Below are 12162 nucleotides of genomic sequence, written 5' to 3' on the forward strand. Positions count from 1 at the left end.
GATATGCGGGAAACAGTCATCGTCGAAGCCGTGCGCACAGCGGTGGGGAAGCGCAATGGCGGCCTGTCCGGCATGCACGCCGCCGACTTGTCGGCCGTCGTCCTCAACGAACTGCTGGAGCGCGCCGGAGTCGGCCCGGAGACCGTCGACGACGTGATCTGGGGATGCGTATCCCAGGTCGGTGACCAGTCCAGCAACATCGGGCGTTACGCGGTCCTGGCCGCCGGCTGGCCGGAGACCATCCCCGGTACCACCGTCAACCGCGCGTGCGGGTCGAGCCAGCAGGCCCTCGACTTCGCCGTGCAGGCGGTGATGTCCGGTCAGCAAGACGTCGTCGTGGCCGGCGGCGTCGAGGTCATGAGCCGTGTCCCGCTCGGTTCCGCCCGGGCGACCGGCATGCCGTACGGCCCGAAGGTCCTCGCCCGCTATGACGACTTCTCCTTCAACCAGGGGCTGTCGGCCGAGATGATCGCCAAGAAGTGGGGCTTGTCCCGGACCCGGCTCGACGAATACTCCGCGCGCTCCCACGAACGGGCCGCCGCGGCCCAGGACGCCGGCGCCTTCACCGAACAGATCGTGCCGGTCTTCACCGAAGACGGAACGGTCGTCGCCGCCGACGAGGGTGTGCGGCGGGGGACCACGGTGGAGAAACTCAGCGGCCTGAAGCCGGCGTTCACCGAAGACGGCGTGATCCACGCGGGCAACTCCTCGCAGATCTCCGACGGTGCGGCGGCCTTGCTGGTGATGACGGCGGAAATGGCGGTCGACCTCGGCTTGACCCCGTTGGTGCGCTACCTGGCGGGCGCGGTCACCGGGGCGGACCCGGTGCTCATGCTCACCGGTCCCATCCCGGCGACCGAGAAGGTGCTGAAGAAGGCCGGCGTGCAGCTGTCGGAGGTCGGTGCGTTCGAGGTGAACGAGGCCTTCGCGCCGGTGCCGCTGGCGTGGCTCGCCGAAACGGGGGCGGACCCCAAGCGGGTCAACCCGCTCGGCGGCGCCATCGCGCTGGGCCACCCGCTGGGCGGGTCCGGGGCGGTGCTGATGACGCGCATGGTGCACCACATGCGCGACAACGGGATTCGATACGGGCTGCAGACCATGTGCGAGGGCGGCGGCACCGCCAACGCCACCCTGGTCGAACTCGTGCGGTAGCGCCGGCGTCCCCGCACGCCGAAAACAAAAGGCCCCGGGTGACCCTTGTCACAGCCGGCAAACTAACCTACTGTGTGTTCACTAGGTTGGTTGCCCGCCATTCGGTCGAAGGAGTCCGGTGCCCGACGCACGGCGATACGACACGTTGCTCGCCAAAGGTGAGGACCGCAAGCAGCGCATCCTCGACGTCGCGCAACGGCTGCTGACGCGCAACGGCTGGCGCAGCACCACCCTCGCCCAGATCGCCGGCGAGGCCGGGGTCACCCCCGCCGGTCTGCTGCATCACTTCGAATCAAAAGAGCAGCTGCTGCACGCCGTCCTCGACGCGCGCGACCTCGACGACGACCTCCACGCCGACCGCACCGGTGATCTCTTCGCCCAGATCGCCCAGGTCGCCGATCGGTTCAACCGGGCACCCGAACTGGTGGGGACATTCACGGTGTTGCTGGTCGAGAACATCCTTCCCGACGCCCCGCTGCACGACCGGATGCTGGCCCGGCATCGCGCCGCCACCGACATCGTCGCCAATCTCATCCGCCGCGGGCAGGCCGATGGCCGATACCGCGCGGACATCGACCCCGCCGTCAAGGCAGTAGAGATTCTCGCCTTCGTCCACGGAATGGAAACCACATGGTTGCTCGATCCATCGATACCGCTAACCGAGGCGTTCAAGCAGTACGCCGAGACACTGGCGCGGGACTTCGCCCCGTAGAAGAGCCACGCGAGGAAATGAGATACCGGCTCGACGTGGTCGCCGCCACCGTTGTCGACGTGGTGCGATTCGCCGGTGGCTGGCTCTTCGACCGGGCGATGGCAGGGTGGGACGTCACCGTGCTCGTTGCTGACCACCCCGACGATCGGCCACTGCAGATCCTCGGCGCCCGGGTGATCGACCTCGAAGACGCCTTGGCGTCGGTGCAATCACGTCCCCGTCCCCAGGCCCTGGCGGCCGCGGCGGACCTGTTCGGCTGCGACTCGCGGGTTCGGCAAGGCGTGTTGCAGGCCCTCGATCACGGCGTCACCGAGGTCACGCTGTGGGGGGAGAACTGGCCGGCCGAGCTCGACGACAGCGTCGGCCTGGTGCAGCACCGGCTGAGCATGGCCGCCCACACGTTCAAGGCCCAGGCCCTGGCCGCCGCCGCTCTTCCAGACGGTTCGATCGGTCCCGTCGAGACCTTCCGTAGCGGATTGCTGGCCTGGCCATCGGTCGCCGCCGATCTGGTTCCCGCCAGCTGAGCCGCGCACCGGCCGCCCAGGGCCGGGCCCCTCGTTGACGACCGGCATGCCTTATGGAAATGTAATACTCATATGCGAGAGGCACGTTCTCACTAGCCGAGATTCGAGGAGCGGGAGATGGCGAACGAATTCTCCGAGTTGGACTTCTTCCGCGGCGGCGAACTCATCGGCGACCCGTACCCCTACTACGAGGCGCTGCGCCAGCGCTGCCCCGTCACGCGGGAACCCCATCACAACGTCACGATGATCACCGGCTGGGACGAGGCGTGCGCGGTGCTCAACGACGCCGACACGTGGTCCTCGTGCATCTCGGTGACCGGCCCCTTTCCCGGCTTTCCGGTGCCGCTGGAAGGTGACGACATCACCGGGTTGATCGAAGAGCACCGCGACGAATTGCCGTTCAGCGACCAACTGCCGACGCTCGATCCGCCGACCCACACCAACCACCGCTCGCTGCTGATGCGGCTCATCACCCCGAAGCGTCTCAAGGAGAACGAGGACGCCATGTGGGTGCTCGCCGATCAGGCGCTCGACACCTTCCTGGCGCCCGGCCGTGGCGAGTTCATCAAGGGCTTTGCCGGCCCGTTCACGCTGCTCGTCATCGCCGACCTGCTCGGCGTGCCCGAGGAAGATCGGGACAAGTTCGTCAAGGGCATCCGCGACCACTCGGGTGGCGGCGTCGGGGGAACCAAGGGCTCGCTCGCGCACAGCCCGCTGGAGTTCCTCTACGGGCTGTTCTCCGACTACGTCTCCGACCGCAGGCGCGACCCTCGCGACGACGTGCTGACCGGCCTGGCCACCGCCACGTATCCCGACGGCTCGACCCCCGAGGTCGAAGACGTGGCCCGCGTCGCCAGCAACGTCTTCTCCGCGGGGCAGGAGACCACCGTGCGGCTCCTGGGGGCGGCATTGCAGACGCTCGGGGAGCGACCCGACATCCAGGCGCAGTTGCGCAAGGACCGCAGCCTGATCCCCAATTTCATCGAGGAGTCGTTGCGGCACGAGAGCCCGGTCAAGGGTGACTTCCGCTTGAATCGGGTGCCCGTCAATGTCGGTGGCGTCGACCTGCCGGGGGGAACCACCGTGATGGTCGTGCAGGCGGCCGCCAACCGTGACCCGCGCCGGTTCGACGACCCGGCGACCTTCGACCCGGCCCGCAAGAACGCCCGTCAGCACATCTCGTTCGGGCGCGGTATCCACAGCTGCCCGGGAGCGCCGCTGGCGCGCGCCGAAACGCGGGTGGCGATCGAGCGCCTACTCGACAGGACGTCGGACATCAGGATCGACGAGCACCTGCACGGCCCCGCGAACGACCGCCGCTACCAATACGTTCCGACCTACATCCTGCGCGGATTGACGGAACTGCACCTGGAGTTCACCCCGGCATGAAAGTCACAGTCGACGACCAGCGCTGCCGCGGCCATGGCGTCTGCACCACGCTGTGCCCGGAGGTGTTCACCCTCACCGACGACGGTTACGCGGAGGCGATAACGTCCGACGTCCCAACGGAATTCGAGGCCGCCACTCAAGAGGCCATCGAGTGCTGTCCCGAGCAGGCCATCAGCAAGATCTGATCGGAGTTAAGGAGATTCAGTGGCGAAAGGGTACGTCATCCTCACCGAGGCCATCAAGGATCCGGAGGGCATGAAAGCCTATGCCCAGGCTGCCGGTTCGGCGATGGCCGGTGCCACCATCCTGGCGGTTGACACTGCTCCGAAAGTGATCGAGGGCGCCTGGCACGGCGACCAGACCGTCGTGCTGGAATTCGAATCGGTGGACGCCGCCCGCGCGTGGTACGAGTCCGAGGGCTATCAAAAGGCGGCGAAACTGCGGCAGGCGGCGGCCGACTGCAACGCCGTCATCCTCGCCGGTTTCTGATCGCTACTCGCCCACGATCGAGATCGCCTGCCGGGGGCACTGGCGAACGGCCTCGCGCACGTCCGCCTCGTTCTCCGGGGTGACTTCTTCCTGCAGCACGGTCAGCATGTCGTCGTCGCCGAGCAGAAAAATCTCCGGGTTGATGCCCATGCAGACGCCGTTGCTCTCGCAGAGTCCCCAGTCGACTTCGATCTTCTTGGTCATCCGTGACCCCCTTTACCGAAGTATCTTGACGGGCACGTTCTTCCAGCCCGCGACGTTTTGCATGTTCACCCGTGTGCAGCCCGCCCAGTCCACCTCGTAGCGCGGCATGAAATCGAGGAGCCTCTCGAGCGCGATCCTGCTTTCCAGGCGGGCCAGCGCCGCGCCCAGGCAACTGTGGATCCCGTACCCCAGGCCGAGGTGTTGCGCCTCGGTCTGGTCGCGCTCGATGTCGAAGGTGTCGGCGTCGGTGAAGGCCTCCGGGTCGCGGTTCGCCGCAGCGCCGCACAGGAACACCGGCTTGCCGGCGGGAATCACGCCGCCGCTGACGTGTGCCTCTTTCAGGGTGTAGCGCACGTTGTACTGCACCGGCCCCTCGTAGCGCAGGAGCTCTTCCACCGCCCCGGGAATCTTGTCGCGGTCCTCCTGCAGTTTCTGCCACTGGTCGGGGTGGCGCGCGAAGATCACCGCCGCGTTGCCGAGCAGTTTGGTGACGGTCTCGGCGCCCGCCCCGCCCAAAAGCGTCGCGAAGCCGGTGATCTCGATGTCATCGAGCTTGCGCATCTCACCATTCTCGCCGGGGATCTCCGCCGCGATCAGCCTGCTGATCATGTCGTCCTGCGGCTCCGCGCGGCGCTCCTGGACCAGGCCGAAGTAGTACATCGCGGTGTCGATGTTGGCCTGCATGCCGGCTTCGCTGATCTCGATCTGTCCCGGTTCGTGGGACAGGCTGGTGTCGATCCAGTGGCGGACCTGCTGCCGGTACTCCTCCGGCACGCCGGCCATCCGGGTGATCACCTCGACCGGGAACGGCCCGGAGAAGTCCTGCACGACGTCGAAGTTGCCGGGGTCGGCGGCGCCCAGGTATTTGTCGATCACCTCGATGATCGTCTCGCGCTGCGATTGGATCGCCCGCGGAGTGAACGCCTTGTTGAGCAGGCTGCGCATGTGGCGGTGCTCGGGCGGATCCATGAAGATGATCGACTTCTGCTCGGGGGACACGCCCCGGCGCACCATCGCCAGGTCGCAGCCGCGCGCCGAGGAGTAGGTCTCGAAGTCCTTGAACGCGGCCGCGACGTCCTCGTGGCGGGTCAGCGCGTAGAAGTCCTCTTTTTCGTCGTAATACAGCGGCGCTTCCTCGCGCATCCGTCGATAGATGTCGAACGGGTTGTTGAAGTAGTCCTCGGAGTACGGATCGAAGACGACCTTCGGTTTTGTCACTGAATCCTCCTCAGCGGCGAGGGCGGGCTGCAACCGTTACAGCGGAGTCGCTGACTGTAACGGTAACGGTAATACCTTCGTGACGAACCGGAAAGACCGAAACGCCAAGTTCTCAAGCCCTCTTCGCGACGTCGACGGACTTCATGACGTCGTCGAGGGTGCCCAGGTCACCGCCGAGTTCCGCGCTGATGCTGCGCACGACGGCCACGTCCTTGCGCACGAATTCGCCGGCCACCTCGAGGAACGACGCGACGGAACCTGCCGCCGCCAGGTCGAGGACGCGGCTGGTCGAGCTGCCCTGTGTCAACGCGGTCAGCAACGTCGGTTCCGGCACGCCGAGCCGCTCACCCCATCGCATGGCGTGTGCGAGCAGCCCGATTTGCCCCGCGAACAGGGCGTTGTTCACCAGTTTCACGATTTGTCCGCAGCCACGCGCGCCGACGTGCAAAACCGGGTCGCCGTAGCAGTCCAGCACGGGCCGCACGCGCGCCACCGCGTCGTCGGCTCCCCCCACGAACAGCGTGAGCCGGCCGGCCGCGATGTCGTGCGGGCCCCCGCTGACCGCGGCGTCGACGACGTCGACTCCGTCGGCGCGTGCGGCGAGGTCGTCGATCGTCTTCGGGCTGGCGGTGGTGTGCACCACCAGCGCCGAACCTTGCGGCATGGCGGACAGCAACCCGCCGTCCAGGCATACCTCTCGCACCTGCTGGTCGGTGAACACGCAGAGCACCACGATGTCGGCCCGGGCACCGGCCTGGGCGGCGTCGTGGACGGCACGCGCGCCGAGCCGCTCGAGATCGCTTCGCTTTTCCGACGTCCGGCCCAGGGTCAGGACGTCATGCTCGGCCTCGATCAGACGGGCCACCATGGGTCGGCCCATCCGTCCGGCACCGACGAACCCGATTCTCACTGGGCCTTCATCGGGAGGTGCCCATCATGGCCAGCGCGGCGTCGGCCGCGTCCAGCACCGTTCCCCCGCTCGCCCCGGCCCGTTCGGCCAGGTCGACCACCAGGCGAACGTCCTTTTGCAGCAGCGTCCCGGCCACGCCGGCGAGCCGTTCCAATCCGCCGATCCCGCCAAGGGCGTTGAGGGCGAAGCTGTTCCCGCTGCTGCGAGACACGACTTCGGTGAGGCGGTCCGGATCGACACCGAGGGCGCCGGCCAGCGAGAGCGCGGTGGCGGCGGTGGCCAGGTGGGCGGTGAACAGCAGGTTGTTGAGCAGCTTGGTGGTTTGACCGGAACCGAGCTCCCCGAGGTGGACGATCGGATCGGCATAGGTGGCAAAGACGGGGCGGCACCGCTCGACGACGTCGGCGTCGCCGCCGACCATCACCAACAGCCGCCCCTCGGAGGCCGCCGGTCCGCCGCCGCTCACGGGTGCGTCGATGATCGAGATGCCTTTGGCCGCAGCCCTGTTCGCCAGCATCCGGCAGGTGTTGGGGTGCACGGTGCTGTGCACCGCGATCACACCGCCCGGCTGCATCGCCGCCAGCAGCCCGCGCTCACCGCCCGCGATCTCGTCGATGTCGGCGTCGCCCACGACGCACAGGCAGACCAGGTCGCTGGCCGCGGCGAGTTCGGCCGGTGACTCGGCAACCTTGGCCGTGGTGTCGGCGAACGGCTCGAGGGTTGCGGGCCTGCGCGCCCACAGTGTCGTCTCGTAGCCGGCCTCGATGATCCGCCGCGCCATGGGGCCGCCCTGGCTGCCCAGACCGATGAATCCGACTCTCATCCGGTGGCCTCTTCCGAGCTTGATGACGTCACGCATTCATCGACGAACCCAAGGACCTCCGCGTGATAATCCGCGGCGGTGTGGCCGAGGCTGATGTTGTGCCCCGCGCCGGACTGCCGATGCACGGTGAACCGCGGCGCAGCGGAGAACATCGCGGTAATCTGCTGCACCGCCGAATCATCGGCCTGCCAGACTTTTTCGTGTTCGGCGATGCTGAAGTGCACGGGCACCCGGACAGCCGGGGCCAGCGTTGGGAAAGTCTGGCGTGCCCAGTCCGACACCATTTGGTCCTCATAGGACGGCGCGGACGGGGACACCGTCGCGCCGCCGAGGACCTCGGGCGGATACAGGTGCTCCGGGCTCCATAGCAGGTCGCGCATGCCCGACGGGCGTCGTTCGCGGGTCGCTGTTTTGAGTATTTCCTTGGCCGCGGGGTGGTAGTGCCGACCGGTGCCGGCCAGTTCGATTCCCAGCAGATCGGCGCCGCGCTCGTCGGCGCCCATCCGCATCACGAGTTCGCATCCGCCGGAATGTCCCATCAGGAACAGCCCCGCGCCGCGAGCCCGATCACCGAGGATGCGGTCCACCGCGCCGTAGGCGAGGTTGACCCGTTGCTCGGGCAGCGCCATCGCCTCCGGATAGGGGGCGGAGCTGCCGTAGCCGGGCCGGTCGAGCGCGACCACGGTGAATCCGGCCGCGGCGCCGGTCCGCAGCATCGACAGCGACGGGTGACCCGGGCAATCGAAATAGATCGCGGTGGTGCCCCCGCCGTGGATCGCGACGATCACGGCCTTGGGTTCGGGGGATTCGGCGATCAGCGCCGACATCGGCACGCCGTCGACGATCACCAGCCGGGGGCGGGGCGCGGGGCCGCTCATGTGTCCGCCCGCAACAACAGCACGCCGCTGGGGGTGAGGCCGCCGCTGCTGACCACGCCGACGCGGGCGCCGGCGACCTGGCGATCGCCGGCCTCGCCGCGCAGCTGGGTGACGGCCTCGTGGACCAGGCCCATGCCGTGGGTGCGGCCGTGCGAGAGCTGGCCGCCGTGGGTGTTGAGTGGCAGCTGGCCGTCGCGGGCGATGTTCTTGCCGCCGTCCAGGAACTCTCTGGCCTCGCCGATGCCGCAGAAGCCCAGGGCCTCGATCCATGACAGGCAGTTCATGGTGAAACCGTCGTAGAGTTCGGCGATGTCAACATCCTTGGGGCGCAACGTGGTACGTGTCCACACGTGCGCGGCCTGACCCAGCACCTGCGGCTCATGGGTCAACGTGCTCTGGTCCCAGTCGATGCGTTCGATGATCTGCGTGCCCACCGCCTCCACCAGCACCGGCGGCTTGGCGAGGTCCCGGGCGGCGTCGACGGCGGAGACGACGACCGCTATGGCGCCGTCGCAGGGCACGTCGCAGTCATAGAGGCCGAAGGGCGTGGTGATGGGCCGCGCGTTGAGGTAGTCATCCATCGTCATCGGGCTTCGGTAGACCGCCGTGGGGTTCAGCTCGGCGTTGGCCCGCTGGTTCAACGCGATCCAGCCGAGCGTCTCCTTGGTGGTGCCGTAGCGGTGAAAGTGCCGCTGCGCGTTCATGGCGAGCGTGTGGGCCGCCGACGTGGCGCCGAACGGCATCAGCCAGCCAGGCGCCCGGCCCATCGATCCGCTGATCTTGCCCTGCTTCATCAGCTCGTTGAAGGTGGCTTCCCACAACGTGCGGAAGCACAGCACGTGACGGGCCAGCCCGCCGGCGACAGCGAGCATCGCGGCGATCAACGATCCTCCCGGGCCGAAGGTTTCGATCCCGCCGTTGTGCCAGACCGGCCGGATGCCCAGGGCGGCCTCGAGCGAGGTGACGCCGCCCTCGCCGAACCCTCCGAGGTTGCCCCCGCCGGGATACGTTGACAGGCCGTCGATGTCGGCGAACGTCAGCCCCGCGTCGGCGATCGCCGCCTCGCACGCCTGGACGGTCAGCGCCAGCGGCGGTTGCATCAATCGGCGCCCGATGGGCGACATGCCGATTCCTGTCAGCGCGACCTTGTCCTCGAATTTCGCCGTGGTCAGCATCGGGCGGACGTATTCGCCGAACCGCTCGGGCGCGATCTCGTCGGCCGGCAGGGGTGCGCGCGCGGAATCCGCGGCCGGCCGAAACAGCGGCAGCCACACGTCTTCGGCCGGTTCGAAGACGACCTCCACCTGTTGGCCGAGTTCGAGCCGGTCGGGATCGCAGTCCACGATGTTGGTGGTCAGCCGGACCCGGGGGTCCTCGGCGATGGCGACCTGGGCGATCACGTAGGGCGCCGGCATGCCGGGCACGCTGAACCGGTGGTTCACGGTGAAGCCGGCGAGCGTCGCCTTGCCGGAGACCGGCCGCACGCCCATATCGCGCGATCGGCAGTACCGGCACACCGGGGCCGGGGGGTGGATCAGCGATTCGCAGCCATTGCACTGCTGCAGCCGCAACGTGCCGTCGGCGCCCGAGGTCCAGAAGAATTCGTTGTCCTGGGTGATCAGGGGCAACGGTCGTCCCGGTGCTGCTGGCACGTCACCTCCGCGCGTTGAACGGTCCTGCAGCGCAACTGGTAGGACCGTTATACGAATCGGAGAATTACGTTATCACTCGCACGCGGCGCGATCGAGGCACGCTCGCCACCCGTCACAGCGGCACCCACACGCCGCCCACGTAGATGCCCCACTGGTGAAAGCCGACACTCCACATCGGGGGCTCCGATGTCCACCATGGTTGCGGCGGAGGCGGCGGCACGTCCTGCCCGGCGAACGAGGGGGCGTATGGCGGCGGGGGTGTGTACCACGACCACGACGGCGGTGCCGGCGGCGGTTTGCACTCGCGGGTCGCCGGGTTGAACGACATGTTTTGGTCGCACTCCGCCGAGCTGATTGCCGGCGTCGCGATCACCGCGACCGCCATCGCCACGAAGGCGACCGCGAGGGCGGCGGCCAGACGACGAACGAACCACCTCATGGTGGGCCTCCAGTGGGCCATCCTGACCTTGGCTGGTGTCAGCCTATTCCGTCGATGCCGCCCTGACCAGGAGGAACTTTTTCAAGGGCGGCGACAGAGCGCACCCGGTGATCAGCGCGACCGAAGACGGGTCAACGGGTGAATCCCCACTCCGCCTCGTTCTCCTCGGTTTTGAGGCGCTCGGCCGGATCGTCCGCGTCGGCGAGGGGCGGGTGTGCGGACGGGGACGTGCGCTCACCGATCTCGGCGATGGCGTGTACGGGGCAGTCCATCAATGCGCGCATGACGGCGTCGCGATCCGCCTCCGCCACGGTGCCGTCGCCGATGAGGGACGCGTAGCCCCAGTCGTCCAGCGAGAAATACCCGGGCGCGTATTTCGCGCAGATTCCGAAGCCGTCGCAAACGGTGCGGTCCAAACGGATCTTCATGCGAGCCTCACCGCCTCCGCCTGGTAGGGCCGGTCGGCCCGGAACGCGCCGCGGGCGCAGTCCGGGCACGCGCCGTCGAGATGGGTGGCGACTTCGCCCGGGAACTGACCGAGCAGGCTGGCGGCGACGTTGGTGGCGGCGTCCAGCGTTGCGCACGCGCCGCGTCCGCGCAGCAGCACCGACCAGCGGCGCAACCGCTCGACGTCTTCGGTTGTCGCCACGCCGTCTCGCAGCGCGCCTGCGACGGCGGCCATCGCCGCCGTCCCGTTGAAGCACGACCCGCATTGGCCGGCGTTCTCGCGGTCGAAGTAGGCCAGCACCGACGCGGCGACCGCGACGGGGCAGTCGTCGGTGATCACCGAGATGGCGCCGCAACCCAGGCCGCTGCCCAGTCGCCGCATCGTCTCGTGGTCCAGCGTCGTGTCCAGCACGGTGCGGTTGAGCAGACCGGCGAAGTAGCCGCCCAGCAACGCACCTCGCACGTGCTCCGCCGGAACACCGTGCAGGGCAAGGAGTTCGGTGAAGGGCATGCCGTGCGGAAGCTCGTAGAGAACGGGCGACCGGCCGGCCCCGGTGATGGTGGCCAGGAAGGTGCCCGGGGAGAGCGATGTGCCCTGCGAGCGGAATGCCGCGGCGCCGTGGCCCTGCAGGAACGGCAGGTTGGCCAGCGTCTCGACGTTGCTCACCAGTGTGGGCCGCTCGTCGACGCCGGTTTCGAAGGGGCGTGGCGGCTTGTCGGTCGGCTTGGCCGGGCCGCCGTTGATCGCGCGGACGGCGGCGGTTTCCTCGCCGGCCACATACCCGGGCTGCACGGTCAACATGCCGACCGTGACGCCGAGCGCGTCGGGACCCAGCTCATCGAGCGCGGTCTCGACGCTGTGCGCCGACTCCGGGTCGGACACGTAGACGTAGGCGCGGCCCGCGCCGACGATCGCTGCCGCCAGCCGGAGCCCGTCGAGGATCAGGTGGGGCCGGTTGCGCAGCAGCCAGCGGTCTTTGATCGAAGCCGGTTCTCCCTCTTCGCCATTCGCGACGACCACGGCGCCGCCGGCACCGCGGCCTGCGAGGCCGGCATTGTCGCGCACCGTACGCAACTTGATCGCGAGCGGGAAGGCGGCCCCGCCGCGGCCGACCAGCCCACCGGCATCGACCTCGCGTAGCAACGCGTCGGCGTCGACCAGCGGCCGGTATCCGCCGAGCCGCCGATACGCCGCGAGGTCCTCGCGGGGTTGGCCGGTTCGTTCGAACAGCAACCGGGGTTCACACCCGGGGAAGGCGACGGTGGTGATGGCGGTGGATTGCGCGGTGTTCACGGCTTGCCCGCCGGCGTCTTGGTTAGGCTTG

Annotated in this window: 15 protein-coding genes; 6 read left to right on the forward strand and 9 right to left on the reverse strand. The window is 68.3% G+C overall.

Translation table 11 applies throughout. The features are described 5' to 3' along the window. Positions 1 to 3 precede the first annotated feature (3 nt). From U8D42_RS00970 to U8D42_RS00995, 6 genes are all read left to right on the forward strand, one after another. A complete protein-coding gene (locus tag U8D42_RS00970) occupies positions 4 to 1152 on the forward strand; it encodes a thiolase family protein (protein ID WP_090418158.1) in 1149 nt (382 codons plus the stop codon). A 118-nt stretch (positions 1153 to 1270) separates the two neighbouring features. Then, positions 1271 to 1864, forward strand: coding sequence for a TetR/AcrR family transcriptional regulator (locus U8D42_RS00975; RefSeq protein WP_322860981.1), 594 nt, complete (start codon positions 1271 to 1273; stop codon positions 1862 to 1864). 17 nt (positions 1865 to 1881) lie between these two features. Further along, positions 1882 to 2388, forward strand: coding sequence for a hypothetical protein (locus tag U8D42_RS00980; protein ID WP_085242403.1), 507 nt, complete (start codon positions 1882 to 1884; stop codon positions 2386 to 2388). Positions 2389 to 2505: 117 nt separating this feature from the next. Then, positions 2506 to 3777 carry a cytochrome P450 gene (locus U8D42_RS00985; RefSeq protein ID WP_322860980.1) on the forward strand — a complete coding sequence of 424 codons (1272 nt, stop codon included), beginning with the start codon at positions 2506 to 2508 and terminating at the stop codon, positions 3775 to 3777. Continuing rightward, positions 3774 to 3962 carry a ferredoxin gene (locus U8D42_RS00990; RefSeq protein WP_085242401.1) on the forward strand — a complete coding sequence of 63 codons (189 nt, stop codon included), beginning with the start codon at positions 3774 to 3776 and terminating at the stop codon, positions 3960 to 3962. The genes U8D42_RS00985 and U8D42_RS00990 overlap by 4 nt, the downstream gene beginning before the upstream one ends. A gap of 70 nt (positions 3963 to 4032) precedes the next feature. Further along, positions 4033 to 4266 carry a DUF1330 domain-containing protein gene (locus U8D42_RS00995; RefSeq protein WP_244268909.1) on the forward strand — a complete coding sequence of 78 codons (234 nt, stop codon included), beginning with the start codon at positions 4033 to 4035 and terminating at the stop codon, positions 4264 to 4266. A 3-nt stretch (positions 4267 to 4269) separates the two neighbouring features. On the opposite strand, the gene U8D42_RS01000 is transcribed toward U8D42_RS00995, so the two are convergent. From U8D42_RS01000 to U8D42_RS01040, 9 genes are all read right to left on the reverse strand, one after another. Then, positions 4270 to 4470, reverse strand: coding sequence for a ferredoxin (locus U8D42_RS01000; RefSeq protein WP_066957765.1), 201 nt, complete (start codon positions 4468 to 4470; stop codon positions 4270 to 4272). Positions 4471 to 4482: 12 nt separating this feature from the next. Next, positions 4483 to 5688: a cytochrome P450 gene (locus tag U8D42_RS01005; protein WP_322860979.1), complete on the reverse strand. Its 1206-nt coding sequence runs from the start codon at positions 5686 to 5688 to the stop codon at positions 4483 to 4485. 112 nt (positions 5689 to 5800) lie between these two features. Then, positions 5801 to 6556, reverse strand: coding sequence for an NAD(P)-dependent oxidoreductase (locus U8D42_RS01010; protein ID WP_348636985.1), 756 nt, complete (start codon positions 6554 to 6556; stop codon positions 5801 to 5803). 49 nt (positions 6557 to 6605) lie between these two features. After that, positions 6606 to 7421, reverse strand: coding sequence for an NAD(P)-dependent oxidoreductase (locus U8D42_RS01015; RefSeq protein ID WP_322860977.1), 816 nt, complete (start codon positions 7419 to 7421; stop codon positions 6606 to 6608). Continuing rightward, complete coding sequence (locus U8D42_RS01020; protein WP_322860976.1) at positions 7418 to 8299, reverse strand: alpha/beta hydrolase; 882 nt, start codon at positions 8297 to 8299, stop codon at positions 7418 to 7420. The genes U8D42_RS01015 and U8D42_RS01020 overlap by 4 nt, the downstream gene beginning before the upstream one ends. Then, the gene (locus tag U8D42_RS01025) at positions 8296 to 9951 is read right to left on the reverse strand and encodes a thiolase C-terminal domain-containing protein (protein WP_085242395.1); all 1656 of its coding nucleotides are present in this window, start codon (positions 9949 to 9951) and stop codon (positions 8296 to 8298) included. Before U8D42_RS01025 ends, U8D42_RS01020 begins: the two co-directional genes overlap by 4 nt. A 112-nt stretch (positions 9952 to 10063) precedes the next feature. Next, positions 10064 to 10390, reverse strand: a complete 327-nt coding sequence (locus U8D42_RS01030; protein ID WP_085242394.1) for a hypothetical protein — start codon at positions 10388 to 10390, stop codon at positions 10064 to 10066. A gap of 131 nt (positions 10391 to 10521) precedes the next feature. Then, entirely contained in the window at positions 10522 to 10818 is a 297-nt protein-coding gene (locus U8D42_RS01035; protein ID WP_068009970.1) for a ferredoxin, read from the reverse strand. Further along, complete coding sequence (locus tag U8D42_RS01040) at positions 10815 to 12131, reverse strand: NADH-ubiquinone oxidoreductase-F iron-sulfur binding region domain-containing protein (protein ID WP_322860975.1); 1317 nt, start codon at positions 12129 to 12131, stop codon at positions 10815 to 10817. The genes U8D42_RS01035 and U8D42_RS01040 overlap by 4 nt, the downstream gene beginning before the upstream one ends. Positions 12132 to 12162 lie beyond the last annotated feature (31 nt).

Source organism: Mycobacterium europaeum (assembly GCF_034555895.2).
GTDB classification, from domain to species: Bacteria; Actinomycetota; Actinomycetes; order Mycobacteriales; family Mycobacteriaceae; genus Mycobacterium; species Mycobacterium europaeum.